This window comes from Burkholderia sp. Bp9015 (assembly GCF_003853505.1).
Classification (GTDB): domain Bacteria; phylum Pseudomonadota; class Gammaproteobacteria; order Burkholderiales; family Burkholderiaceae; genus Burkholderia.
Genome location: NZ_QTPZ01000027.1, coordinates 57,312 through 83,250, shown reverse-complemented (window position 1 = coordinate 83,250; position 25,939 = coordinate 57,312). Strand labels below are relative to the sequence as shown.

Here is a 25,939-nt window from a genome sequence, read left to right as displayed (position 1 = left end):
ATCTCACTTCTTCAGGCCGGCGGCCGGCTTCACGACGAAACCGGCCGGCGCCGCGTCACGCGGCCGGGCCTCCCATCGCAGTGACTTTCTCGGTCAGCCACTTCTCGACGGACGGGAACACGAACTTGCTGACATCGCCGCCCAACTGCGCGATTTCGCGCACGATCGTCCCCGAGATGAACTGGTACTGATCGGACGGCGTCATGAACATCGTCTCGACGTCGGGCAACAGATAGCGGTTCATCCCCGCCATCTGGAACTCGTATTCGAAATCGGACACGGCACGCAGGCCGCGCACGATCACGCGCGCGTTGTTGATGCGGACGAAATCCTTCAGGAGGCCCGTGAAACTCATGACCTTCACGTTCGGATAATGACCGAGCACCTCGTTCGCAATCGTCAGACGTTCTTCCAGCGAGAAGAACGGCTTCTTCGCGCGGCTGTCGGCGACACCCACCACCAGCGTATCAAAAATGCTCGACGCACGCCGCACGAGGTCTTCGTGCCCGCGCGTCAGCGGATCGAACGTACCGGGATACACGGCGACTACCATGTCGCTCCTCCTGTCATCACGCAAACGGGGTGGCAGCCGTGCGACGCGCACGCCACTGCCGAGATGGGCATGCGTCGCCTTTGCCGCGCGCCGCCTCGTATGGAACGCGCATTATTCATCATTTTCGCGCCGCAGCAAATGATAGTGAACCGCACCGGCCTTGCCGTGCTTCACCATCTGCCAGCCGGCCAGTGCGTCGTGCGCGGCCGGGTCGAGCTCCGCCCCCGTTTCGACGTACAGCGCACCATCCGGCGAGACGAGCGGCGCCGCCAGCGCGATCGAGCGGTCGAGCACGGCCGGCTCGCCGAACGGCGGATCGAGGAACACGACGTCGAACGCGCCCGGGGTCAGCCCGGCCGCGAGCCGCAGCGCGTCGGCTTCCGCGACCTCGACCGAGCGTGCGCCGAGCTTGTCCTTGATCGCGCGCAGCTGCTGCGCCGCGCGCGGGTGGCGCTCGACCATCACGACGCTCGTCGCGCCGCGCGACGCGGCCTCGAAGCCGAGCGCGCCGGTGCCCGCGAACAGGTCGAGGCAGCGCCGGCCTTCGAGATCCTGGCCGAGCCAGTTGAACAGGGTCTCGCGCACGCGATCGGGCGTCGGCCGCAGGCCGTCGAGATCGAGCACGGCGAGCGGCGTGCGTTTCCAGTCACCGCCGATGATGCGGATCGTGTGCGGCTTGCCGCGGCCGGCGGGGGCCGCCGGGCGGCCGGAAGAGGAACGGGACATACGGAATATCGACAACGGAGGGAACGGGTGCGCACGCGGGCGCACCGCCAAACAGGCGCACGTTACCACAGCGGCGGCACCGACTGACGCGAGTGCCTCGCCGCACTGATAAAATGCACGGTTTCGGCCGTCGTGCGCACGCGCGCCGGCCTCTCCGGCGCTCCGCCCTGGCGGCGCCCCGCCCTCTTCCCGACGTCAGACCATGTTCAGCTTCTTCAAACGATTCAAGAAAACGCAGGAGCCCGACTCCGCGGAATCGCAATCAGCCGACGCGCCGCAACCGGACGAGCCGTCCGACGCGCCCGCGCCCGCCCCCGAGCCCCGCCGGGCGGTCGAAGCACCGCAAGCGCCCGCGCAACCGCGACAGGCCGCGCCGGCCGTCGTGATGACGGTCACGCCGACCAACGACGGCAGCGACGAAGTCGTCGAGGCGGTCGAGATCGTGCCGCCGCCGACGCAGGACGCGTCCGCGAAGAAGTCGTGGCTCGCGCGCCTGAAGTCGGGGCTCGCGAAGACGGGCTCGAGCATCACCGGCGTGTTCGTCAACACGAAGATCGACGAGGATCTGTACGAGGAGCTCGAAGCCGCGCTGCTGATGTCCGACGCCGGCGTCGACGCGACCGAGTACCTGCTCGGCGCGCTGCGCGAGAAGGTGCGCGCGGGCCGGCTGACCGATCCGCAGCAGGTGAAGGGCGCGCTGCACGACCTGCTCGTCGAACTGCTGACGCCGCTCGAGAAGTCGCTGATGCTCGGTCGCGCGCAACCGCTCGTGATGATGATCACGGGCGTGAACGGCGCGGGCAAGACCACCAGCATCGGCAAGCTCGCGAAGCACCTGCAGAGCTTCGACCAGTCGGTGCTGCTGGCCGCGGGCGACACGTTCCGCGCGGCCGCGCGCGAACAGCTGGCGGTCTGGGGCGAGCGCAACAACGTGACGGTCGTCCAGCAGGAAAGCGGCGATCCGGCCGCGGTGATCTTCGACGCGGTCAGCGCCGCGCGCGCCCGCAAGATCGACGTGATGATGGCCGACACGGCCGGCCGCCTGCCGACGCAGCTGCACCTGATGGAAGAGCTGAAGAAGGTGAAGCGCGTGATCTCGAAGGCGCACGACGGCGCGCCGCACGAGGTGCTGCTCGTGATCGACGCGAACACGGGCCAGAACGCGCTCACGCAGGTGAAGGCCTTCGACGAAGCGCTCGGCCTCACGGGCCTGATCGTCACGAAGCTCGACGGCACCGCCAAGGGCGGGATCCTCGCCGCGATCGCGCGGCAGCGCCCGGTGCCCGTCTACTTCATCGGCGTCGGCGAGAAGGTCGAGGACCTGCAGCCGTTCAACGCAGTGGAATTCGCGGACGCGCTGCTCGGCTGAACGCCGCCGGCCCGCATCGCACGGGGCGCCTTCGGGCGCCCTTTTTACATGCGCGGCCGGAAGCCGTCAGCCGGAAGCCGGCGGCCCCGCGACGTCATTCGATGTCATTCGGCGTCGGGCTGCACGCCAGGCTCGGCGGCCTTGAACGCATCGAGCGTCGACGCATGATCTGCGATCCGCTGGATCGTCGGAAAGCGCGTCGTGTCGATCGAGAAACGGTTCGCGTTGAACACCTGCGGCACGATGCAGATATCGGCGAGCGTCGGCGTGTCGCCGAAGCACAGCTTGCCGGTGCGCGGATCGCTCGCGAGGCGCGTCTCGAGCGACGCGAAACCCGCCTCGATCCAGTGCCGGTACCATTCGTTCTTCGCTTCCTCCGGCACCTTCAGCGTGTGCTTCAGGTATTTCAGCACGCGCAGGTTGTTCAGCGGATGGATCTCGCACGCGACCTGCAGCGCGATCGCCCGCACATACGCGCGGTCGACCGGCGCCTTCGGCAGCAGCGCGGGTTCGGGATGCGTTTCCTCGAGATATTCGATGATCGCGAGCGATTGCTGCAGCGTGGCATCGCCGTCGATCAGCGTCGGCACGACGGCATCCGGATTCACCGCGCGATACGCGTCCTTCAGTTGCTCGCCGCCGTCGCGCAGCATGTGCACGGGGACCGTGTCGAACGGCAGCTGCTTCAGGTTCAGGGCGATCCGCACGCGGTACGACGCGGAACTGCGGAAATAGCTGTAAAGCTTCATGGGTGTCTCTCTGTTGGTCGTATTCGGCCGGTAACGGCGCCTGCAGCGCACGCACGGCACCGCCGGGAACCCGAGTTTAGCGCGCCGCGCGGCGGTGGCGCGCAGCCGCGCTTGGGCGAGCCGCGCCCATGCGATACTCGGGGCATTCCTTACCGCTCACCGCGCGGCCCGATGCCGGCCGCCCGCCCCACGCCCCGATGACCGCTCCCCACGACTCCGCCGCCTCGCCGTTCCCCTGCGCCCGCTTCATCAAGGAAATCGGCCGCGGCCCGAACGGCGCACGCGCGCTGTCCGCCGAAGACACGTTCGAGCTCTATCGCGCGATGCTCGACGCGCGCGTGTCGGACGTCGAACTCGGCGCGATCCTGATCGCGTATCGCCTGAAGGGCGAAAGCGCCGACGAACTGTCCGCGATGCTCGCCGCCGCGCAGGCGTCGTTCGAACCGGTGCACGTGCAGGACGCCGCCTTCCGCCCGGTGTCGATCCCGAGCTACAACGGCGCGCGCAAGCAGCCGAACCTGGTGCCGCTGCTCGCGCTGCTGCTCGCGCGCGAAGGCGTGCCGGTGCTCGTGCACGGCGTCGAACGCGATCCGGGCCGCGTGACGAGCGGGGAGATCTTCTCGGCGCTGTCGATCGCGCCGTCGAAGTCGCACGACGCGATCGAGGACATGCTCGCGGAGCGCCGCGTCGCGTTTGCGCCGATCGACGCGCTGGCGCCGCGCATCGCGCGTCTGCTGGCGCTGCGCGGCGTGCTCGGCGTGCGCAACTCCACGCACACGCTCGTGAAGATCCTGCAGCCGTTCGCGCCGGCCGGGCTGCGGCTCGTCAACTACACGCATCCGCCGTACCGCGACAGCCTCGCGCAACTGTTCCGCGATCATCCGGACGCCGCGCGCGGCGGTGCGCTGCTCGCGCGCGGCACCGAAGGCGAAGCGGTGGCCGACACGCGGCGCCAGGTGCAGGTCGACTGGCTGCACGACGGCATGTGCGACACGCTGATCGAGCCCGAGCGCTCGTCGAGCGACGCACCGCCCGTCGCGCTGCCCGAATCGCGCGACGCGGCGACCACGGCCGCGTGGACGGACGCCGTGCTGCGCGGCGAAGTTCCGGTGCCGGACGCGCTTGCGCGGCAGGTCGACACGATCGTGCGGATCGCCCGGATCGCACCCTGACCGGCATCCCGGGCCGGCGTGCTGTCGCGCCGGCCTTTTCAACCGACCATTTGACACGCACCCGCATCCTGGCATAGAGTTGTCGCCATGCGTTCCTTTCCGAACACCCTCCGAATTACCTCCGGCCGCCTAGCGCGGTCGCTATCGCTACGACTAGCCTAAGGCTGTCTTAGCGCCGTGTGCTGTCCGCACGGTCCCTCCCTGCAGTTCCTCGCAGCACCCTTCTCGCAGTTTTTACAACCCGAAGTCGTCAGCATTCGTCCGTCTATCCGTCGGTCGATTCGCGAAGATCATCCGCATCCGCAGCGCGTTTCCGGCGCCACGGTGCGAGGCAGCGCCTACCGTCGCCCATGCCGCCCGTCTTCGCTCGCGACTTGAGACCCGAGGTCCAGAAGATGAAGCGCAACCCGCAAGACAAGTATCGTCCGTTCGAACCCGTCCGCATCAATGGCCGCCGCTGGCCGACCCGCACCATCGAGCGTGCGCCGGTCTGGATGAGCACCGACCTGCGCGACGGCAACCAGTCGCTGATCGAGCCGATGAGCATCGAACAGAAGCTGGAGTTCTTCGACATGCTGGTCGCGATCGGTTTCAAGGAGATCGAAGTCGGGTTTCCGTCGGCGTCGCAGACCGACTTCGATTTCGTCCGCAAGCTGATCGACGAGAAGCGGATCCCCGACGACGTGACGATCGAAGTGCTCGTGCAGTCGCGCGAAGACCTGATCGCGCGCACCTTCGACGCGCTCGACGGCGTGCCGCGCGCGATCGTGCACCTGTACAACGCGATCTGCCCGTCGTTCCGGCGCATCGTGTTCGGGATGTCGAAGGACGACGTGAAGGCGCTCGCGGTCGAGGGCACGCGACTCATCAAGGAACACGCGGCGGCCCGCCGGGACACGCACTGGACCTATCAGTACTCTCCTGAAACCTTCAGCATGACCGAGCTGACGTTCGCGCGCGAAGTATGCGACGCGGTCGCGCAGGCGTGGCGTCCGACCCGCGATCACAAGATGATCGTCAACCTGCCGGCGACCGTCGAAGCCGCGAGCCCGAACGTGTTCGCCGACCAGATCGAGTGGATGGACCGCAACCTCGCGTATCGCGACAGCATCGTGCTGTCCGTGCATCCGCACAACGATCGCGGCACCGCGGTCGCCGCCGCCGAACTCGCGCTGCTCGCGGGCGCCGACCGCATCGAGGGCTGCCTGTTCGGCAACGGCGAGCGCACCGGCAACGTCGACCTCGTCACGCTCGCGCTGAACCTCTATACGCAGGGTATCGACCCGGGCCTCGATTTCTCCGACATCGACGCGGTGCGCCGCGTGGTCGAGCGCTGCAACCAGATTCCGGTGCATCCGCGCCATCCGTACGCGGGCGACCTCGTGTTCACCGCGTTCTCCGGCTCGCACCAGGACGCGATCCGCAAGGGCTTCGCGCAGCAGCGCCCGGACGCGGTGTGGGAAGTGCCGTACCTGCCGATCGACCCGGCCGACCTCGGCCGCAGCTATGACGCGGTGATCCGCGTGAACAGCCAGTCCGGCAAGGGCGGCGCGACGTTCCTGCTCGAACGCGGGATGGGCTTCACGCCGACGCGCCGCGTGCAGATCGAATTCAGCCACGCGGTGCAGACGCTCGCCGACGCATCCGGCGAGGAAGTGACCGGCGACGCGATCTGTGCGCTGTTCGCGCGCGAATTCTTCGAGACCGACGGCCCGGCCGCGCGCCACGGCAACGGGGCGCGCTGGCAGAACCGCGACATCGCGAGCGCGCCGCCGGCCGATGCGACGCCCGAAGACGCCGTGCAGCGCATGGCCGCGGCCTTCGCGACGGCAGCCGGCGCGACGATCGACGTCGCCTCGTGCGAGCACGCGCGCACGACGGACGGCCGGATCGCGGTATCGGTCGGCTGCCGGGTCGGCGACGCGCCGCTGCGGCATGGTGTCGGGGTGCACGACGACGCGGCGAGCGCCGCGCTCGATGCGGTCGTCAGCGCGATCAACCGCTCGGCCTGGCATTGCGCCGACCGCCGTGCGGCGGCCTGACGGCAGGCTTCGCTTCAGGGTTCGAACGTCAGCGAGCGGTGCGTGACCGCCCGTGCGCCGCGCGATCCGCGCCGCACGGGCCAATGAAAAGCGGCCCAGAAGGCCGCTTCGGTCGGGACATGAAAAGGAGCGCCAGGCGCGCTCATGTCTCGGTCGCGCACCGCGTCGCCTGCCACGCGAGCAGGCGCCAGTGGCCCTGCTCATGCGTGTGGACGGCCGTATAGGCGATCGGAAACACCAGCCCGCCGTTGTTCGTTTCCATCTCGATCAACGCGCGCCCGGTGACGACGCAGGTCGCGTCGCCGACGGGCAGCAGGTCCTGCGACTGGATTTCGATCTGGCGATAGCGGCGGCGGCCGGCGACGATGGCGTCGATGAACTGCTGCTTGGTTTCGCGTTTGCCGTTGGTGTGCACGAAGAACACCTTGTCCGACAATTGCGCGTCGAGCGCCTCGCCGTCTCCGTCGACCATCGCCCGGAACCGATCGCGCTCGAGCGCGCGAACCGCATCGACCACCTTCGCCATCGCCTGACTCCTCGGCAACGCGCCCGCCGTGCGCCGGCGTGCGGATCAGAAGTTGTACTGCACGTAGAACTGGTGGAAATTTATACCAGGATTCGGCTCTTTGATACCCGCGTTAGACACATGTTGAAAACGGTAACCGACCTGATACTGTTGCCGTTCTCCGAACTGGGCGCCAACGCCGGCGACGTCCACGAACTGGAACGACGTCGCCAGCGACAGATTGTTGGAGATCGTCGGGGAAGTCAGGAAGCGGATGCCGGCACCGGCCTCGATGAACGGACGCACCTGGCCCGCGCTCTTGATGAAGCGGAACATCGGCTGCGCGCCGAATTCGCCGATGCTGCCATGAACATTGCCGCCCGTATGCCAGTAGCCGGCGTGCCCTTCCACCACGAACGCGAAGTGCCAGCCGCCGATTTCCCACCAGTTCCAGCCCGGATCCCATACGACGCCGAGATCGCCCTTGTCGATCCCGTGGCGATCGGAAAACCCGCCGCCGGCCTGGATTCCCCATCGATCCGCGAACGCGGCACCCGATCCGCCCAGCAGCGACGCCGCCAGCAACGCGTGCAGCGCAAGCCGACTATGGGGCCGGCGATTCTTCTTATTGTTCATCTGACACTCCAACTTTGTGGGTTGAATGGAGCCTTGCCGCAGCGGCCGGGCCCGAGCGAACTGAATGGTATGGTAAAGGACTTTTCGGATCGGCATCGCGAAGCGAAATTGTTTGCTTCCAAAACTACAAAAATCGAAATCGTCTACTGATTACCATCAGAAACAATGGCTTACGGAACTTCCCTCCGCCAGCCCGGTCGCAAATTAGACTATCGACTCGACAAGTTCGATAGAAAACTGGGAACTCGGATGCCCCCGTGCCCTCTAAGGAATTAGCACTCGGATTACGGGAGTGCTAAGATGGGCCCCGGAATCTCATCCGAGACCAGGGGTTTGTCCCTGATTCCAAAGGAGTTTTTTAGTGAGCCACGCCCTGACCCTTCCGAATACCCTGAGCCCGACGCCGGCCAAGGCCGAATCGGCAGGCTCGCTGGCGCTCGCGACTCAATCGATGTTGCCGGGCCAGCTTGGCAACATCGACGCGTATATCCAGGCCGTCAACCGGATCCCGCTGCTGAGCGCCGAAGAGGAACGCCAGTACGCGACCGAATTCCGCGAAGACAACAACCTCGACTCGGCACGCCGCCTCGTGCTGTCGCACCTGCGGCTCGTCGTGTCGATCGCGCGCAACTATCTCGGCTACGGCCTGCCGCACGGCGACCTGATCCAGGAAGGCAACATCGGCCTGATGAAGGCGGTGAAGCGTTTCGACCCGGCGCAAAACGTGCGTCTGGTGTCGTACGCGATCCACTGGATCAAGGCCGAGATCCACGAGTACATCCTGCGCAACTGGCGGATGGTGAAGGTCGCGACGACGAAGGCGCAGCGCAAGCTGTTCTTCAACCTGCGCAGCCACAAGAAGAGCATGCAGGCGATGACGCCCGAGGAAATCGACGGCCTCGCGCAGGAGCTCAACGTCAAGCGCGAAGACGTGACCGAAATGGAAACGCGCCTGTCGGGCGGCGACATCGCACTCGAGGGCCAAGTGGAAGACGGCGAGGAGTCGTACGCGCCGATCGCCTACCTGGCCGATTCGCACAACGAGCCAACCGCCGTGCTCGCCGCGCGTCAGCGCGACATGCTGCAGACGGACGGCATCGCGCAGGCGCTCGAGGCGCTCGACGCCCGCAGCCGCCGGATCATCGAGGCGCGCTGGCTGAACGTCGACGACGACGGCTCGGGCGGCTCGACGCTGCACGATCTCGCGGCCGAGTTCGGCGTATCGGCGGAACGCATCCGCCAGATCGAAGCGAGCGCCATGAAGAAGATGCGCACCGCACTTGCCGAATACGCCTGAATCCGCAATTTAGAGCGCTTCACCCAAAACCGCTGCCCGCCCGGCAGCGGTTTTTTTTCGTCTGTCGTTTTTAGCCTCGATCGTGTCTGATTAATCGACCTTGTTGATCGGGTATCGGGCGAATTCCGGCCCCTTCCGCATAACCTTGATCTGCCTCAAGTTTCGGCACGCGCTTCGCGACGGTCTGCCGCATCGCCGCACTCGGCATCGGAAAGCCGGCATTTTAAAATTGGCATGTCGGCTCAAAAGGATTAAAACAGCTTAACTGCCGTCATAAATCCGACGTAAAGTCGCCCCAAAACCGATGTAAATCGATTCAGGATAATCACCTTGATCTCGATCAATAAAGCGCCTGCGCCGCGTCCCCCGCAGGCCACAGGCAGCGGCTGGCGCGCACGCATCGCCGCGTGGGCGCGCGGGCCGACCCTCATGCGCGACATCACGCTGGTGCTGATCGTCAAGCTGATCCTCCTGATGTCGCTCAAATACGCATTCTTCAATCATCCGCAGGCCGAGCACATGTCGCTGCCGCCTGCCGTCGTCGCCGAGAAGCTGCTCTCGGTGCCGGCGCCTGCATCTACCGAGGGAGACCACCATGATAAGTAGCGAAGTCGTCGATCTGTCGCGTCTGCAGTTCGGCATCACGGCGCTCTACCACTTCCTGTTCGTGCCGCTGACGCTCGGCCTGTCCTGGCTGCTCGTCATCATGGAAGCCGTCTACGTGATGACCGGCAAACAGGTCTACAAGGACATGACGCAGTTCTGGGGCAAGTTGTTCGGGATCAACTTCGCGATGGGCGTGACGACCGGCATCACGCTCGAATTCCAGTTCGGCACGAACTGGTCGTACTACTCGCACTATGTCGGCGACATCTTCGGCGTGCCGCTCGCGGTCGAGGGCCTGATGGCGTTCTTCCTCGAATCGACGTTCGTCGGCCTGTTCTTCTTCGGCTGGAACCGTCTGTCGAAGGTCAAGCACCTGATGGTCACGTTCCTCGTCGCGCTGGGCTCGAACCTGTCCGCGCTGTGGATCCTCGTCGCGAACGGCTGGATGAACAACCCGGTCGGCGCCGAGTTCAACTATCAGACGATGCGCATGGAGTTGACGAACCTGTTCGACGTGCTGTTCAACCCGGTCGCGCAGGTGAAGTTCGTGCACACCGTGTCGGCCGGCTACGTGACGGCCGCGATGTTCGTGCTCGGTATCTCGTCGTGGTACCTGCTGAAGAAGCGCGACACCGACTTCGCGCTGCGCTCGTTCGCGGTCGCGGCCGGCTTCGGTCTCGCGTCGACGCTTTGCGTGATCGTGCTTGGCGACGAGTCGGGCTATACGACCGGCGAAGTACAGAAGATGAAGCTCGCCGCGATCGAATCGGAATGGGAAACCCAGCCGGCGCCGGCGTCGTTCACGCTGATCGGCATTCCGAACCAGAAGGAAGAGCGCACCGACTACGCGATCAAGATCCCGTACGCGCTCGGCCTGATCGCGACGCGCTCGATCGACGAGCCGGTGATCGGCCTGCGCGAGCTCGCGAAGCGCAGCGAGGAGCACATCCAGAGCGGGATGGTCGCGTACGGCGCATTGCAGAAGATCAAGCAGGGCGACACGAGCGACGCGACCCGCGCATTGTTCGACCAGCACAAGCAGTATCTCGGCTACGGGTTGATGCTCAAGCAGTTCACGCCGAACGTGACCGATGCGACGCCGGATCAGATCAAGGCCGCCGCGAAGAAGACCATTCCGCCGGTCGCGCCCGTGTTCTTCTCGTTCCGGATCATGGTGTTCCTCGGCTTCCTGTTCCTCGCGACCTTCGTCGCCGCGTTCTGGTTCTGCGCGCGCCGCGAGCTGCTGCAGGACAACCGCCGCTGGTTCCTGCGCTATGCGGTGTGGGCGATCCCGCTGCCGTGGCTCGCCGCGGAATTCGGCTGGGTCGTCGCCGAGCTCGGTCGCCAGCCGTGGACGATCGCGGGCATCCTGCCGACGCATCTGTCCGCGTCCAGCCTGACGTCGACGGACCTGTACCTGAGCCTCGCCGGTTTCATCGCGTTCTACACGGCACTGTTCGTCATCGAGATCAAGCTGATGTTCAAGTACGCGCGGCTCGGCCCGTCGTCGCTGCATACCGGCCGCTATCACCACGAACTCGCCGCAGCCGGCGAGCGTGCCGCGGTTTGAGCACGCCCCCGCAACGGAACAAGGAATCGCTATGGACTATGCAACTCTCAAGCTGATCTGGTGGCTGCTCGTCGGCGTGCTGCTGATCGGCTTCGCCGTCACCGACGGCTTCGACATGGGCGCGACCGCGCTGCTGCCGTTCCTCGGCAAGACCGACGAGGAGCGCCGCATCATCGTCAACACGGTCGGTGCGACGTGGGAAGGCAACCAGGTGTGGCTGATCACGGCCGGCGGCGCGATGTTCGCCGCCTGGCCGCTCGTCTATGCCGCGTCGTTCTCCGGCTTCTACTTCGCGATGCTGCTCGTGCTGTTCGCGCTGTTCTTCCGGCCGGTCGGCTTCGACTATCGCAGCAAGCGGCCCGACCCGCGCTGGCGCGCGGGCTGGGACTGGGGCCTGTTCGTCGGCGGTTTCGTGCCCGCGCTGGTGTTCGGCGTCGCGTTCGGCAACCTGCTGCAGGGCGTGCCGTTCAAGTTCGACAGCGACCTGCGCGTCACCTACTACGGCGGCTTCTGGGCGCTGCTGAACCCGTTCGCGCTGCTCTGCGGGCTCGTCAGCCTCACGATGCTGGTCGCGCACGGTGCGGCATTCATCAAGATGAAGACCGACGGCGTGATCGCACGCCGCGCGTCGATCGCGCTGCGGGTGTCGGCGCTCGTCGCGGTCGTGCTGTTCGTGCTGGCCGGCGTGCTGATCGCGTCGACCATCGGCGGCTTCCACATCACGCACGCCGCGCCGACCGACACGGTCGCGAACCCGCTGCTGAAGGACGTGGCGGCCGGCTCGGGCCTGTGGCTCGCGAATTACGGCGAGTATCCGTGGATGATCGCGGCGCCGGTCGTCGGGATCGCGGGCGGCCTGCTCGCACTGCTGCTCGCCGGCTCGAAGCAGGAAAAGACGGCGTTCTTCTGCACCGGCCTGATGATCGCCGGCGTGATCCTGACCGCGGGTTTCTCGATGTTCCCGTTCATCATGCCGTCGTCGCTCGACCCGCGCAGCAGCCTGACCGTGTGGGATTCGACGTCGAGCCACATGACGCTGCAGGTGATGCTGTTCGCGGTGATCGTGTTCCTGCCGATCGTCCTGCTCTATACGAGCTGGGTGTACCGCGTGATGCGCGGCAAGGTCACGCACCAGTCGCTCGAAGAGAACAAGCACTCGATGTATTGAACCCGGCCGGGGCGCGCACGCGCCCTCGCCCACCGTTTCGCAAGGAGTCGGATCATGTGGTACTTCAGCTGGATTCTCGGTATCGGCGTCGCGCTGTCGTTCGGCATCGTCAACGCGATGTGGCTCGAAGCGCGGCAGAAGCCGCAGGAAGCGCCGGTGCGCGCACGCCGCGACTGACCGCTCCGGCGCGGCGGCGGCTGATCGCCCCGCCGCCCGCCGTCGGGAACGAACCTCGCTACGTGCGAGGTTTTTTTTCGTCCGGACATTCGTTCGGCACGCGCGGCACGTCGAAGCCAATTGAGCGCGATGCCGATGCACGCATCGCGCCCGCGCGCCGACAAAGAAAAACGGCTTGCGACACACGCGTCGCAAGCCGTTTTCGTTTTACCGACCGGCGGCCCGCATCCGCGAGGCGGATCGGGCCGGTCTCGTCAGATCATGCCGGTTGCACGGCCGCACCACCGCCCGTCGACGGCAGGCGCGCGCCGAGCTGTTCCGCATAGCGCGCCGCCGCGTTGCCGCAGACGATGTGGAACGTGTCCGGCGCCACCCATGCGACATCGAGCGCGCCGAGCCGATCGCGATCGACCGCCGCTGCGTCGCGCACGACGACGCGCAGGCGCGTGGTCGCGATCGCGTCGAGCGATGCGACGTTGGTCGCGCCGCCGAACACCGCAAGCCAACGCAGCGGATCGGGATCGAGCGGACCGGCCGCAGCGCCCATGACCGGCTGCGCGGGCGCGACCGCCGCCGCCGCCGCGGCACCGGCCGCACCGCTGCCGATCGCCGAACGCATCTCGTCGGCGATGATGTCCGCCTCCGGCCCGATGATCACCTGCACGCTGTTGCCGCCGCGCTTGAGCACGCCGCGCGCGCCGATCGACTTCAGTTCCGGCTCCGACACCTTCTCCGGATCGACGACGCTCAGGCGCAGGCGCGTCGTGCAGGCGTCGACGACCGTCAGGTTGCCCGCGCCGCCGAGCGCGGCGATGTAGCGCTGCGCACGCGGCGCTGCCGCCGCGGCACCGGCCGCCGGTGCGACGAAACCGCCCGACGCGAACGACTCGGTTGCCGAGTCGGCCGAGGCCGGCTCGCGACCGGGCGTCGCCATGTTGAACTTGCGGATGAAGAAACGGAACAGCCCGTAGTACGCGACGCCGTACGCAATGCCGAGCGGCACCGCGATCCAGCCCTTCGTCGACAGCCCGTAGTTCAGCACGTAGTCGATCGCGCCGGCCGAGAACGTGAAGCCGAGCTTCACGCCGAGGATCTGGCAGATCGCGAGCGACAGCCCGGTGAGTACCGCGTGGATCACGTACAGCACCGGCGCGAGGAACATGAAGCTGAATTCGATCGGCTCGGTCACGCCGGTCAGGAACGACGTGAGCGCCATCGAGAACAGCAGGCCGCCGACCATCGCGCGGCGCTCCTTCGGCGCTTCGTGCAGCATCGCGAGACACGCGGCCGGCAGGCCGAACATCATGATCGGGAAGAAGCCGGCCATGAAGGTGCCCGCGGTCGGATCGCCCGCGAAGAAGCGGTGCAGGTCGCCGTGCACGAGCTCGCCGCCGGCCGGCGGCGTGAAGTTGCCGAACACGAACCATGCGAGCGAGTTGATGATGTGGTGCAGGCCCGTGACGAGCAGCAGGCGGTTCAGGAAGCCGAACACGAACGCACCGATCGCGCCCGCCGTCGTCAGCCACTGGCCGGCCGCGTCGATCAGATGCTGGACCGGCTGCCACACGTATCCGAACACGATGCCGAGTACCACGCACACGAGCCCGGTGATGATCGGCACGAACCGCTTGCCGCCGAAGAACGCGAGGTAGTCGGGCAGCTTGATGTCCTTGTAGCGGTTGTACAGCAGGCCCGCAACGACACCCGCGATGATCCCGGACAGCACGCCCATGTTCAGCTTGGGATCGATGTCCTTCATGATCGCGGTTTCGATCAGGTAGCCGATCGCGCCCGCGAGTGCCGCCACGCCGTTGTTGTCCTTCGCGAAACCGACCGCCACGCCGATCGCGAACAGGAGCGGCAGGTTGTCGAAGATCGCGCCGCCGGCGTCGGCGATCATCTTGATGTTGAACACGTCCGGCTGCCCGAGCCGCAGCAGGATGCCGGCGACCGGCAACACCGCGATCGGCAGCATCAGCGCCCGGCCCAGGCCCTGTATCTTCAGAAACGGATTCCCGTCCATTCAATCCTCCAATCCATGTCTCGTCATTAAGCGTCGTTGACCTAATTGCTTGCGTAGTGAAACGGGTCGCGCGCCCGCCGTCGACGTTCAGTCGAGCGGCCAGACCTCGCGGCTTGCTGCCCTTACCGCCTGTGCCGAGTCGAGTGCGAGCAGATCCTGCGCACGCTGGCGACACAGCTGGTAATCGAGACGGCGCACGCGCGCCTTGATGCCCGGCACCGACACCGGGTCGACCGACAGTTCGGTCACGCCGAGGCCGACGAGAATCGGCACCGCGAGCGGATCGCCGCCCAGCGCGCCGCACACGCCGACCCATTTGCCGTGCTTCGCGGCGCCGCGCACCGCGATGTCGATCAGGCGCAGCACGGCCGGATGCAGGCCGTCGGACTGCGCGGCCAGATCGGCCTGGCAGCGGTCCATCGCGAGCGTGTACTGCGTCAGGTCGTTGGTGCCGATCGACAGGAAATCCGCGTGCTGCGCGAGCTGGTCGGCGAGCAGCGCCGCCGACGGCACCTCGATCATCACGCCGACCTCGATCGGCTCGGTGCGGCCCTGCGCCCGCGCGAATTCGTCGATGCGCTGGCGCAGCCGCACGAGTTCCCCGGCATCCGTCACCATCGGCAGCAGGATGCGCACCGCGCCGAACGGCTTCACCGCGAGCAGGCCCTGCAGCTGATCGTCGAGCAGATCGGGGCGCACCTGCGCGAGGCGGATGCCGCGCAGGCCAAGCGCCGGGTTCGGCTCGGGCGGCAGCGTCAGGTAGTCGACTTCCTTGTCGGCGCCGACGTCGAGCGTGCGGATGATCGCCGTGCGGCCCTGCAGCGCATCGACGATCGACTGGTAGCTCTGCTGGTGCTCGACGACGCTCGGCGCGGCCTGGCGATGGATGAACATCAGCTCGGTGCGCAGCAGGCCGACCGCGTCCGCGCCGTTGTCGACCGCGGTGTTCGCGTCGTCGAGCGTCGCGATGTTCGCGGCGACCTCGATGGCGCGGCCGTCGACCGTCGCGGCGGCGGCGCCGGCCAGCTTCCGGTTCGCCTCGCGCACGCCGTCCAGGCGCTGGCGCTCGTGGCGCGCGCGTTCGACGTCGAGTGCGGTCGGTGCATGTTCGAGACGGCCCGCGCTCGCATCGACGACGACCTGCGTGCCGTCGGGAATCGCATACAGCGCGTCGCCGACCGCGACGAGCGCCGGAATGCCGAGCTGGCGCGCGATGATCGCCGCATGCGACGTCGCGCCGCCGCGCGCCATCACGAGCGCGGTCACGCGCTGGCGATCGAGCGACGACAGGTCCGACGGCGTGAATTCCTCGGCGGCGAGCACGGCCTCGGCGGGCAGCGTGCGGGTCGCGCCGCTCGTGTGGCCGAGCGCGCGCAGCACGCGCTTCTCGATGTCGCGCAGGTCGGCCGCGCGCTCGGCAAGCAGCGCATCGTCGAGCTTCGACAGCGTGTCGATCTGCGCGCGGATCGTCGCGCGCCACGCGAAGCCCGCGCTCTTGCCGAGGCTGATCTGGTCGCGCGCCGCGTCGACCAGCGTCGGGTCTTCGAGCAGCACGCGATGCACCGCGAAGATCCCCGCCTCGCCGACCGCGCCGCGCGCCGATGCGTTGCGCACCGTTTCGTCGAGTTCGGCGTCGACCGCCGTCAGCGCCTGGTCGAGCCGGCGGCTTTCCGATGCGGGCGTGCCGCTCGCCTGTTCGGGCGGCACGATCTCCACATCGTCGAGACGCACCAGCGTGCCGACCGCGATGCCGGGCGCCGCGCACACGCCCGCGAGCGTGTTCGGGTCGAGTGTCGCGCCGGTGTCGTGCACGATCGGCTGCGGTGCGGGCGAACGCAGCCGCGCCGGCTTCTCCTCGACTTCGCCGTGCGCTTCGCGCAGCAGCTCGTGCTCGACCGCGTCGACGGCCTGCTGCGCGTGCGCGCCGCGGCCGATCAGCTCGATCGTCGCGCCTTCGCCGGCACCAAGGGCGAGCAGGCCCACGACGCTCGCGATCGACGCCTTGCGGCCGTCGAACTGCACGTCGACCGTCGCGTCGAAGCCGCGCACGGATTCGCGTGCGCGTGCGGCCGGCCGGGCATGCAGGCCGCCCGGCTGCGTCAGCACGAGTTCGCGACGCACTTCGTTCATCGCCGCGGCGCCGGCCTGCGCCGCCTGCGCGGCCGCTTCGCCCTTGCCGCGCAGCGTCAGGATCGGCGTCTCGCCGGCCGTCGCGAAACCGCTCGCGCGCTCGACGACGTCGAACGCGTCGGAGTTCGCGATCGCGATCACCGAAACCAGCGAATGCGCGCTGCGCGCGACCGCGTCCTGGTCGAACTCGATCAGCAGGTCGCCCGCGTCGACGCGTGCGCCGGCTTCGACGTGGGCGGTGAAGCCCTGCCCGTTCAGCTCGACGGTGTCGATGCCGATATGCAGCAGCACTTCCGCGCCTTGCGGCGTCGTGATCGTCACCGCATGGCCGGTGCGCGCGAGATGCGACACGACGCCGGCGCACGGGGCGACGAGCTGGCCCGCGAGCGGGTCGATGCCGATGCCGTCGCCGAACATCCCGCCGGAGAACACCGGATCGGGCACATCGGCCAGCGCGACGATCGGCCCGGTCAGGGGGCTGAGCAGGACGATCTGATCATGGGTGGAACTCTTCAACTGGGACTCCTCGGCGCGTCTCATCGGCTGTCTCGGCTATCAGTGCGTTTCGGTGACTTTGTTCAGGTGGCGCGGCGTGTCGGGATTGCGGCCGCGCGCGACGGCGAGATCCGCCGCCATCACGTAGAACGAAAGAATGGCGGCGATCGGGTCGAGCGCCGAATGGGCGGACTGCGCGAGCGGCAAGGTCGCGCCGGGCGTGCCGGCGGGCGCCGCGAGCAGCACGGCCGCGCCGCGTGCGCGCATGTCCTGCGCGAGCTGCAGCAGCCCGGCCTGCTCGGGCCCCGGCGGCGCGAACACGAGCAGCGGATAGTCGCGGTCGATCAGCTCCATCGGGCCGTGCCGGACTTCGGCGCTCGAGAATGCCTCGGCCTGGATGCCGGAGGTTTCCTTCAGCTTCAGCGCGGCTTCCTGCGCGATCGCAAGCCCGAGGCCGCGGCCGATCACGATCATCCGCTCGATGCCCGCGAGCGCGGCGACGGCCGGCGACCAGTCGAGGCGGCCGGCCTGCGCGAGCACGTCGGGCAGGCCGCGCAATGCCATCATCAGCGCGGCGTCGCGCTGCCAGTACGCGACGATCTGCGCGGACAGCGACAGCATCGCGATGTAGCTCTTGGTCGCGGCGACCGACAGCTCGGGGCCGGCCAGGAGCGGCAGCTGGTGCTCGCACGCGTCGGCGAGCGGCGACGGCAGCACGTTGACGGCGGCGACGGTGCGCGCGCCGGCTTCGCGCAGCGCGGCCATCGTGTTGACGAGATCGGGGCTCTTGCCCGACTGGGAGAATGCGAGCGCGAGCTGGTCCTGCACCTTCAGCGGCGCCTGCTGCAGCGTCGCGACCGACATCGGCAGCGACGCGACGGGCACGCCGAGGCGGCTCATCGTCAGGCTCGCGAAATAGCTGGCGGCGTGATCCGAGCTGCCGCGCGCGACCGTCAGCGCGACGGCCGGCGGGTGATCGAGCAGTTGCGCGGCGAGCGTTTCGACGCGCGTGGTGTCGGCGAGTTGCGCGGCGACGACCTGGGCGGACTCGCGCGCTTCCTTAAGCATATTCGACAATCGATTCTCCTTCGACGTAGGTCGCGGTGAGGTTCAGGTCGCGATCGAACACGACGAGGTCGGCCCATGCGCCGCGCTCGAGGCGGCCGCGATCGGTGACGCCGAGGTAGTCGGCCGCATAGCGCGACATCCGGTTCGACACGTCGGCGATCGGCAGGCCGAGCGACACGAGGTTGCGCAGCGCCTGGTCCATCGTCAGTGTGGAGCCGGCGAGCGTGCCGTCGGCGAGCCGCACGCCGCCGAGGCACTTGGTCACGTGCTGGCTGCCGAGCCGGTATTCGCCGTCGGGCATGCCGGTGGCGGACGTGCTGTCGGTCACGACGTACAGGCGCGGAATCGCGCGCAGCGCGGCACGAATCGCGCCCGGATGCACGTGCAGCAGGTCGGGGATGATTTCCGCGTACTCGGCATGCGCGAGCGCGGCGCCGACGAGGCCCGGGTTGCGGTGATGCAGCGGCGACATCGCGTTGAACAGGTGCGTGAAACCACACGCGCCGTGCTTGAGCGCGGCGACGGCGTCGTCGTAGGTCGCGAGCGAGTGGCCGAGCTGCACGCGCACGCCGCGCGCGGCCATCTCGCCGATGATCTCGATGTGGCCGGCGATTTCCGGCGCGAGCGTGACGACGCGGATCGGCGCGATCGACAGGTACGTCAGCACTTCGTCGAGCACGGCCGACACGGCCGCGTCCGGCTGCGCGCCGAGCTTGCCGGGGTTGATGTACGGCCCTTCGAGGTGCACGCCGAGCACGCGCGCGCCACCCTGCGTGCGGGTGCGGGCGACGGTGCCGAGGTTCGCGACGACCTGCATCAGTTCGTCGCGCGGCGCGGTCATCGTCGTCGCGAGCAGGCTCGTCGTGCCGAACTGCGCGTGCGTGCGCGCGATCGTCTCGATCGCGTCGCCGCCTTCCATCACGTCGGCGCCGCCGCCGCCGTGCACGTGCAGGTCGATGAAGCCGGGCAGGATGTACGGCGCGTCGTTCTTCGCGGGATCGGCGGGCGTGCCGTCGAGCGTGGTGATGCGGCCGTTCTCGCTGTCGAGCGAGCCGTGAATCCAGCCGTCGGGGGTGAGGATGTTTCCAGTCAGCATGACGTTTCTCTTGATGATCTGGTGACGCGGACATCCGCGTCGCGATTTGCAAATGCGTTGTGCTTCATTGCACGTGGCGCGCGGGCAGTCTCGCGCGTCAGCGTTTCAGTTCGGCGACGAAGTCGTAATAGTCGTCGCGGCAATACGTTTCGGTCACTTCGATCGCGCGCTGGTCGACGCCGTAGCCGATGCGCGTGATCACGAGCAGGGCCGAGCCCGGCTTCACCGCCATCCACTTCGCGATGTCGTGCGTCGCGTTCGACGCGCGAAAGTGCTGCAGCGCGCGCACGACGGTCATCCCGCGGGCGTCGAGGTATTCGTACAGCGACGCGCCGAGCGCCTGCGGATCCGGCACCGCCGCGGCCGGCAGCGTCGAATGCTCGACGGCCATCACGATGCCGTCCGCGCGGCGCAACCGCTCCAGCCGCGCGACCGTCGCGCCCGGCGCGAGGCCGAGACGCGTGATCTCGTCGCGGCGCGCGGCGCGCAGCGTGCGCGACAGCCACACCGAATCGGGCACGAAACCGCGCTGCTGCATCTTCGCGGTGAAGCCGACGAGACGCGACAGCGGATCGGCGACGCGCGGCGTGATGAAGCTGCCCGCCCCGCGCACCCGCTTGATCAGCCCCTGCTCCACCAGCAGCGCGAGCGCGCGGCGGGCCGTGATCCGCGACACGCCGACCGACCCCGACAGCAGCCGCTCCGACGGCAGCGCCTCGCCGGCGCGCCACGCGCCGGCGTGAATCGCGCGCGCCAGGTTGCGGGCGAGCTGCAGATACAGCGGCGTGTCGTCGAGGGGATCGGGCGCCAGTTCGGACCAGCCGGTTTCCATGTGCCTCCGGGTGTCGGACGACGATCTCGGACCGTCGAAAGTGAACGCATTATATAACCACCATAATACCAGTCAACGAACTGGTATTAGAGAGGTGAAAATCGCCGGAAGCCTTGCCAGGCAAGCGGTTTAGTAGCGGGAAATCCTTTGTTTACAACATGATGCAGAATAGGGATTTACCCGGATTGGTATGCAAGGGGACAGTTCCGGTGCCAGATTTGACGGGTTTTGGGCGCTGGAATCGATACCTGAATAGAACCAGTTCGGTCGACTGGTATGCATCCGGCGGCGTGCCGGCGCGCCGCGTCAGTGGAACTCGCGGCTCGACGTGCGCAGGCCGCCGAGCAGCGGCGTCAGGTCCTCGAAATGCTGCGCGACGAGGTGCCGCACGTCGCTGACGACCTGCCACACGCCCGACGCCGCGAGCAGCCGCGAATCGAGCGTTTCGCGGCGCTGCCGCGCGAGCAGTTCGGGCCGCACGATCACGTTCACGCAGCCCGTCTCGTCCTCGAGCGTCATGAACATCACGCCCTTCGCGGTGCCCGGCATCTGCCGCGCGATCACGAGCCCGCACGCGCGCGCGAGCCGGCCGTCGGGACGGTCGCGCAACTCGGCCGCGGACGACAGCCGCTGCGCGCGCAACGCGGGCCGCAGCAGCGCGACCGGGTGGCGGTTCAGCGTGAGGCCGGTGGTGTGATAGTCGGCGAGGATGTCGTCGGCTTCCGACGGCGCGCCGAGCACGGGCTGCTCCGTTTCGTCGATCGGCGCGGCGGCGAGCAGGTCGCGTTCGGGGGCTGCGGCGACGGCTTGCCATAATGCATCGCGGCGATGGCCGGCGAGCGTCGCGAGCGCGTTCGCGGCGGCGAGCGCTTCGAGATCGCGCCGTTCGAGCTGCGCGCGGCCCGCGAGCGCGTCGACGTTCTCGAACGGGCCGGCCGCGCGCGCGGCCTCGATGCGCCGCGCGGCGGCCTCGCCGAGACCGCGCACCAGCGACAGGCCGAGCCGCACCGCGGGCTGGCCGTGCGGCGGCGGCTGGCCGGGCAGCGCTTCGAGCGACGCTTCCCAGCCGCTGCGCGTGACGTCGGCCGGAAACACCTTCACGCCGTGGCGCTTCGCGTCCTGCACGAGCTGCGCGGGCGCGTAGAACCCCATCGGCTGGCTGTTCAGCAACGACGCGACGAAGATCGCGGGTTCGTGGCATTTGAGCCAGCTGCTCGCGTACGCGAGTTTCGCGAAGCTGGCCGCGTGGCTCTCGGGGAAGCCGTATTCGCCGAAGCCCTTGATCTGCTCGAAGATCTGCTCGGCGAATTCGCGCGTGTAGCCGCGTTCGAGCATTCCGTCGACGATCTTGTCGTGATACGGGCCGAGATCGCCCCTGCGCTTCCACGCCGCCATCGCGCGACGCAACTGGTCGGCCTCGCCTGGCGTGAATCCGGCCGCGACCATCGCGATCTGCATCACCTGTTCCTGGAAGATCGGCACGCCGAGCGTGCGAACGAGCACTTCCTTGAGCGCCTCGCTCGGATACGTGACTTCCCCCTCCTCTTCGCCGGCCACGATCCTGCGCCGCTTCAGATACGGATGCACGGCGCCGCCCTGGATCGGCCCCGGCCGCACGATCGACACCTGCACGACGAGGTCGTAGTAGTTGCGCGGCTTCAGCCGCGGCAGCATCGACATCTGCGCACGCGATTCGATCTGGAACACGCCGACCGTATCGGCACGGCAGATCATGTCGTAAGTTGCTTCGTCATCCTGCGGAATATGCTTCAGCGTGAATGGCTCGCCGTCCTCCTCTGGCCCGCGCCATGCGGTGCGCATGTCGAACGCGCGATGCAGCGCCGACAGCATGCCGAGCGCGAGCACGTCGACCTTCATCAGCTTGAGCGATTCGAGATCATCCTTGTCCCACTGAATGACGCGCCGCCCGTCCATCGCCGCGTTTTCTACCGGCACGAGCCGCGTGAGCTTGCCGCGGCTGATCACGAAGCCGCCCGAATGCTGCGACAGGTGGCGCGGAAAGTTGAGCAAGCGCCCCGCGAGTTCGGCCCATGCGCGAATGATCGGCGTGGCCGGATCGAGCCCGGTCGACGCGAATTGCTGCAGCAGGTCGCGGCTGCCGTCGAACCAGCGATGCCCCTTCGCGACGCGATCGACCAGCATCGGATCGACGCCGAGCGCCTTGCCGATTTCCCGCAGCACGCCGCGCGGGCGATACGTCGAAACGGCCGCCGCGAGTGCGGCGCGATGCTTGCCGTATTTTTCGTAGATATGCTGAATGACTTCTTCCCGGCGCTGATGCTCGAAGTCGACGTCGATATCGGGCGGCTCGCCACGTTTCTCGCTGATGAAGCGCTCGAACAGCATCGTGCTCTGGTCGGGATCGACTTCGGTGATGCCGAGGCAATAGCAGACGACCGAGTTCGCCGCAGAGCCGCGCCCCTGGCACAGGATGTTCTGGCTACGTGCGAACTTGACGATGTCGTACACCGTCAGGAAGAACGGTTCGTAGCTCAGCTTCGCGATCAGCGTCAACTCGTAGCCGATCCGCTCCATGACATGAGCCGGCGGCTCCCCGGCATAGCGACGGCGCGCGCCCGCCAGGGTTTCCTGTTCCAGATAGCTCGTCGGCGTATGACCTTCAGGCACGATCTCGTCCGGATACTCGTAGCGCAGCGAGTCGAGTTCGAAATCGCACGCATCGAGAATCGCGCAGGTCTCCGCGATCTCGTCCGGCGCAAACAGTTTCGCAATCCGCCCGCGCGCACGCAGATGCTGCTCCGCATTCGGCGCGAGCGCATAGCCGCATTCCGACACCGGCATCCCGACGCGGATCGCCGTCATCACGTCCTGCAGCGGCTTGCATGAGCGCCGATGCATCGTCACGTCGCCGAGCGCGACGACAGGTACGCCGCGCCGCTCGCCTGCGTCCCGAATCTCGTCGCGCTGCGGGCCGTCCAGCGCGCGCTGCAACTGCACGAGCCCGAGCCGCGCACGCTCGCCGAAGGTCGCGCGAAACCATGCGACCTGCGCATCGAGTACCTCCGCACGCACCGGATACGCGGGCACGAGAATCGCGAAACAGTCGGGCATGCCGCGCAGATGAGCGAAAGCCTCCGGCGGCCTCGACAACATCCTCGACGTCAGCCGGTAGGTTCCCTTCGGCGCCTCCATCCGCCGCCATGAAATCAGCTCGGACAGGTTGCCGTAGCCCTCGCGGTTCTGCGCCAGCAACACGAGTCCGAACGCACCGGGGCCCGGATCGTGACCCGGGGCGACTTCATCCGGCGTGACGTCGAAATACGAACCGATGACGAGCGGCAGCCCTTGCGCTTTTGCCGCGACATGCATGCGCGGCGCGCCGGCGAGCGAGCATTCGTCGGTGATCGCGATCCCTCGATAGCCGAGTTCCACCGCGCGCTCGACCAGTTCCTCCGCATGCGACGCGCCATGCAGAAACGAGAAGTTCGAGCGGCAGAACAACTCCGCGTAATCGGGCAGCAAACCGAATTCCGCAACCATCGCCGCTCACCCGAACAGGCCGTGCAGGAACCAGTGCGGTTCGGCCTCGCTCCCCGTCCGCTCCCTGAACACCCAATAGCACGCGCCCTCTTCGTCCTGCGCGACGCAATAATCGCGCGCCACGTGCTGACCGTCGAACCACCCTGCCTCGATCCGTTCGGGTGACGACATCATTCTCAGCGGCGTATGAAATACCGGCCGTTCCCCGCGCATCAGCAGCGGCAGCGGCTCGGCCAGCAGCCACGCGGGACGCGGCGGCGCAGCCGGCAGTCCGTCAGCCGGCTTGCCCGCCGGTGCATCGAGCGGCAGCCAGCGGTTCGCGGCCTCGGGCCGATAGTCGGCCACCGGCGCCGCGCGCAGCACGTTATCCGCGCCGAGCCGCGCGACCAGCAGTTCGAACAGCCGCGCGCGCGTCTCGCGCGTGCCGCCCGGCTCGGGGAAGAGATCGTCGGCCGGCGGTGCGACCGATTCGACGCGCGTGGCCTTCAGCCGCACCGCGATCACCGCGGCCGGCAACTCGACGCGTGCGAGCCGCTCGCCGAGCAGCCGCATGAAGTGCGTCTCGTCGCGCACGGGCGCGGCGAACGCGAGTTCGAGCGGCGTCGGCGGCACCGCCTGGCGGCCGCGCTCGTGCTCGAGATCGAGCGTCATCGCGGCCAGCGACAGCTGCCGCGCGGCCAGCCACCCGCAGAGCTGCACGACGAGCCGCCGCGCGGCGAACAGCACGGCTTCCGCGTATTCGACGCGCTCCGGCAATTCGAGCCGCACGTCGAACACGGGCGGCACCGCCATCCACGCGAGCGGCTCGACCGCATCGCCGTACGCACGATCGAGCGCGGCCAGCAGCGCGGGACCGCAGCGCCGCTGCAGCCCCGCGCGCGGCAGGCGGCGCAGATCGGCGAGCGTGCGGCAGCCGAGGCCGTCGAACCAGCCCGCATACGGGCGCGCGTCGGGCAGCAGCACGCACGGCAAGCGATCGAGCGTACGAACGAGCGAAGCCGGCCCGGCCACGCGGCGCCGGCTGCGCGCACGCGCCGACGTGCGCGCGAGCAGCCACGCGCCGCGCCCGGTCGGCGCGGCGGACAGGCGCGCCGCATAGCCGAGCGCCGCGAGCGTCGCGCGCACCTGGCGGCACAGCGACGGCAGGCCGCCGAACAGGCGCAGGCTCGGACCGACGTCGACGATCAGCGTCGCTTCGTCGTCGAGCGCGACGCACGGCGAGAAGCGCAGCAACGCGAGCGCGACCGCGCGCAGCGCATCGGCCTCGCGGGCGGGATCGCGTTCGACGAGCCGCGTGTCGGGCGAAAGCGTCAGCACGCCGCCGCGCTTCATGCCCGCGCGCACGCCCTGCCGGCGCGCGGGCGGGTCGGCAATCAGCACGACACCCTGCTCGAGCACCGCGCAGCCTGCGTCGTTTGCGTCGTCCGTCGCGCCGTCAGACGGCGGCGGGGCGCACACGTCGAGCGGCAGGCGCGGCAGATGGATGCCGAGCAAGACGCGCATAGCGGCTCTCCACGATGGGCGACGGCAAATCGAGCGCGAGCGGCTCGCCGCGCGCGGGCCCGCGACGCTTGACGATGTCGAGCGACACGCCGCCCGGCACCGGATGCAGCGCGACGCGCAGCACGGCCGGCGACGGCTGTTTGGCCGCCGACAGCGGGCGCAGCATCACGAACAGCGTGTCGCCGGTGCGCGCGGCAGCGAGATGCAGGCGGCGCAGCGCATCGGGCCGCGCGTCCTGCCAGAGCAGCAGCGCACCGCAGCAGCCGGTCCTGAGCGCCTGCTCGGCGGCCCACAACGCATCGGTACGGCTGCCGGCGCGCAGCCACAGCAGCGCGTCGGCCGGCACGCCGAGCGCGGCCAGCGCGGTCGCATGCGGCGACTGCGGCGGCGCGACGAGCGCGAGCGGCCGCCGCGCGCTGACGGTGCGCGCGAGCGCCGGCGCGAGCAGCCGCATCTCGCCGCAGCCCGGCTGGGCGGCCAGCAGTTCGACGAGCCCGCCGACCGGCCAGCCGCCGCCCGGCAGCTCGGCGGACAGCGACGCGAAACCCGTGTCGATCGTGCGCGCACCGCCGCGCGCGAGTTGCGAGCCGCGCCAGAGCGATGGATGAAGGGATTCGGGAGAAATGGAGGATGCGAGCATGACGCCACCCACAACTGTATGGATATACAGTATATGGCAATGCGTTCATGTCGCACAGTA

At 68.2% G+C, this 25,939-nt stretch carries 21 protein-coding genes; 8 read left to right on the top strand and 13 right to left on the bottom strand.

Annotation, left to right across the window (positions count from 1 at the left end):
* Positions 1-55: 55 nt before the first annotated feature.
* Both coaD and rsmD read right to left on the bottom strand, forming a co-directional pair.
* On the bottom strand, positions 56-553 hold the full coding sequence (coaD, locus tag DIE12_RS25860) for a pantetheine-phosphate adenylyltransferase (RefSeq protein WP_044847476.1): 498 nt from the start codon (positions 551-553) through the stop codon (positions 56-58).
* 111 nt (positions 554-664) lie between these two features.
* On the bottom strand, positions 665-1,279 hold the full coding sequence (gene rsmD / locus DIE12_RS25855) for a 16S rRNA (guanine(966)-N(2))-methyltransferase RsmD (RefSeq protein ID WP_124520740.1): 615 nt from the start codon (positions 1,277-1,279) through the stop codon (positions 665-667).
* Positions 1,280-1,481: 202 nt separating this feature from the next.
* Here rsmD and ftsY point away from each other — a divergent pair, with 202 nt between their 5' ends.
* Complete coding sequence (gene ftsY / locus DIE12_RS25850) at positions 1,482-2,648, top strand: signal recognition particle-docking protein FtsY (protein WP_124520738.1); 1,167 nt, start codon at positions 1,482-1,484, stop codon at positions 2,646-2,648.
* Between the two features lie 104 nt (positions 2,649-2,752).
* Here ftsY and maiA read toward each other — a convergent pair whose 3' ends face one another.
* On the bottom strand, positions 2,753-3,397 hold the full coding sequence (gene maiA, locus DIE12_RS25845; protein ID WP_044847479.1) for a maleylacetoacetate isomerase: 645 nt from the start codon (positions 3,395-3,397) through the stop codon (positions 2,753-2,755).
* A 197-nt stretch (positions 3,398-3,594) separates the two neighbouring features.
* On the opposite strand from maiA, the gene ybiB reads away from it, so the two are divergent.
* On the top strand, positions 3,595-4,569 hold the full coding sequence (gene ybiB, locus DIE12_RS25840) for a DNA-binding protein YbiB (RefSeq protein ID WP_124520736.1): 975 nt from the start codon (positions 3,595-3,597) through the stop codon (positions 4,567-4,569).
* Positions 4,570-4,964: 395 nt separating this feature from the next.
* Positions 4,965-6,611, top strand: a complete 1,647-nt coding sequence (leuA, locus tag DIE12_RS25835) for a 2-isopropylmalate synthase (protein ID WP_124486516.1) — start codon at positions 4,965-4,967, stop codon at positions 6,609-6,611.
* A 142-nt stretch (positions 6,612-6,753) separates the two neighbouring features.
* On the opposite strand, the gene DIE12_RS25830 is transcribed toward leuA, so the two are convergent.
* Together DIE12_RS25830 and DIE12_RS25825 are read right to left on the bottom strand one after the other, a co-directional pair.
* A complete protein-coding gene (locus DIE12_RS25830) occupies positions 6,754-7,137 on the bottom strand; it encodes a nuclear transport factor 2 family protein (RefSeq protein WP_124520734.1) in 384 nt (127 codons plus the stop codon).
* A 45-nt stretch (positions 7,138-7,182) separates the two neighbouring features.
* A complete protein-coding gene (locus tag DIE12_RS25825; RefSeq protein ID WP_124520732.1) occupies positions 7,183-7,752 on the bottom strand; it encodes an acyloxyacyl hydrolase in 570 nt (189 codons plus the stop codon).
* A gap of 361 nt (positions 7,753-8,113) precedes the next feature.
* Here DIE12_RS25825 and rpoH point away from each other — a divergent pair, with 361 nt between their 5' ends.
* The 5 genes from rpoH to cydX all read left to right on the top strand — a co-directional run bounded on the left by rpoH (position 8,114) and on the right by cydX (position 12,570).
* On the top strand, positions 8,114-9,049 hold the full coding sequence (gene rpoH, locus DIE12_RS25820) for an RNA polymerase sigma factor RpoH (RefSeq protein ID WP_044847484.1): 936 nt from the start codon (positions 8,114-8,116) through the stop codon (positions 9,047-9,049).
* 330 nt (positions 9,050-9,379) lie between these two features.
* Positions 9,380-9,655 (top strand): cytochrome oxidase putative small subunit CydP, encoded by a 276-nt coding sequence (gene cydP / locus DIE12_RS25815; protein ID WP_124486518.1) that lies wholly within the window; start codon positions 9,380-9,382, stop codon positions 9,653-9,655.
* Positions 9,645-11,225 carry a cytochrome ubiquinol oxidase subunit I gene (locus tag DIE12_RS25810; RefSeq protein ID WP_044847486.1) on the top strand — a complete coding sequence of 527 codons (1,581 nt, stop codon included), beginning with the start codon at positions 9,645-9,647 and terminating at the stop codon, positions 11,223-11,225. Before cydP ends, DIE12_RS25810 begins: the two co-directional genes overlap by 11 nt.
* A 31-nt stretch (positions 11,226-11,256) precedes the next feature.
* Positions 11,257-12,393, top strand: a complete 1,137-nt coding sequence (gene cydB / locus DIE12_RS25805; protein ID WP_044847487.1) for a cytochrome d ubiquinol oxidase subunit II — start codon at positions 11,257-11,259, stop codon at positions 12,391-12,393.
* A 54-nt stretch (positions 12,394-12,447) separates the two neighbouring features.
* Positions 12,448-12,570, top strand: coding sequence for a cytochrome bd-I oxidase subunit CydX (gene cydX, locus DIE12_RS25800; RefSeq protein ID WP_006483737.1), 123 nt, complete (start codon positions 12,448-12,450; stop codon positions 12,568-12,570).
* A gap of 259 nt (positions 12,571-12,829) precedes the next feature.
* Here cydX and nagE read toward each other — a convergent pair whose 3' ends face one another.
* The 8 genes from nagE to imuA all read right to left on the bottom strand — a co-directional run bounded on the left by nagE (position 12,830) and on the right by imuA (position 25,879).
* Complete coding sequence (gene nagE, locus DIE12_RS25795; RefSeq protein ID WP_124520730.1) at positions 12,830-14,593, bottom strand: N-acetylglucosamine-specific PTS transporter subunit IIBC; 1,764 nt, start codon at positions 14,591-14,593, stop codon at positions 12,830-12,832.
* An 87-nt stretch (positions 14,594-14,680) separates the two neighbouring features.
* Entirely contained in the window at positions 14,681-17,263 is a 2,583-nt protein-coding gene (gene ptsP / locus DIE12_RS25790) for a phosphoenolpyruvate--protein phosphotransferase (protein WP_124520728.1), read from the bottom strand.
* Between the two features lie 15 nt (positions 17,264-17,278).
* A complete protein-coding gene (locus DIE12_RS25785; RefSeq protein WP_124520766.1) occupies positions 17,279-18,286 on the bottom strand; it encodes an SIS domain-containing protein in 1,008 nt (335 codons plus the stop codon).
* Positions 18,279-19,382 (bottom strand): N-acetylglucosamine-6-phosphate deacetylase, encoded by a 1,104-nt coding sequence (nagA, locus tag DIE12_RS25780; RefSeq protein ID WP_124486522.1) that lies wholly within the window; start codon positions 19,380-19,382, stop codon positions 18,279-18,281. The genes DIE12_RS25785 and nagA overlap by 8 nt, the downstream gene beginning before the upstream one ends.
* A 97-nt stretch (positions 19,383-19,479) precedes the next feature.
* Positions 19,480-20,214: a GntR family transcriptional regulator gene (locus tag DIE12_RS25775; protein ID WP_124486523.1), complete on the bottom strand. Its 735-nt coding sequence runs from the start codon at positions 20,212-20,214 to the stop codon at positions 19,480-19,482.
* A 306-nt stretch (positions 20,215-20,520) separates the two neighbouring features.
* Entirely contained in the window at positions 20,521-23,736 is a 3,216-nt protein-coding gene (locus DIE12_RS25770; protein WP_124521569.1) for an error-prone DNA polymerase, read from the bottom strand.
* A 6-nt stretch (positions 23,737-23,742) separates the two neighbouring features.
* A complete protein-coding gene (locus DIE12_RS25765; RefSeq protein ID WP_124520724.1) occupies positions 23,743-25,239 on the bottom strand; it encodes a DNA polymerase Y family protein in 1,497 nt (498 codons plus the stop codon).
* On the bottom strand, positions 25,172-25,879 hold the full coding sequence (gene imuA, locus DIE12_RS25760) for a translesion DNA synthesis-associated protein ImuA (protein ID WP_124486526.1): 708 nt from the start codon (positions 25,877-25,879) through the stop codon (positions 25,172-25,174). Before imuA ends, DIE12_RS25765 begins: the two co-directional genes overlap by 68 nt.
* Positions 25,880-25,939: the final 60 nt, after the last annotated feature.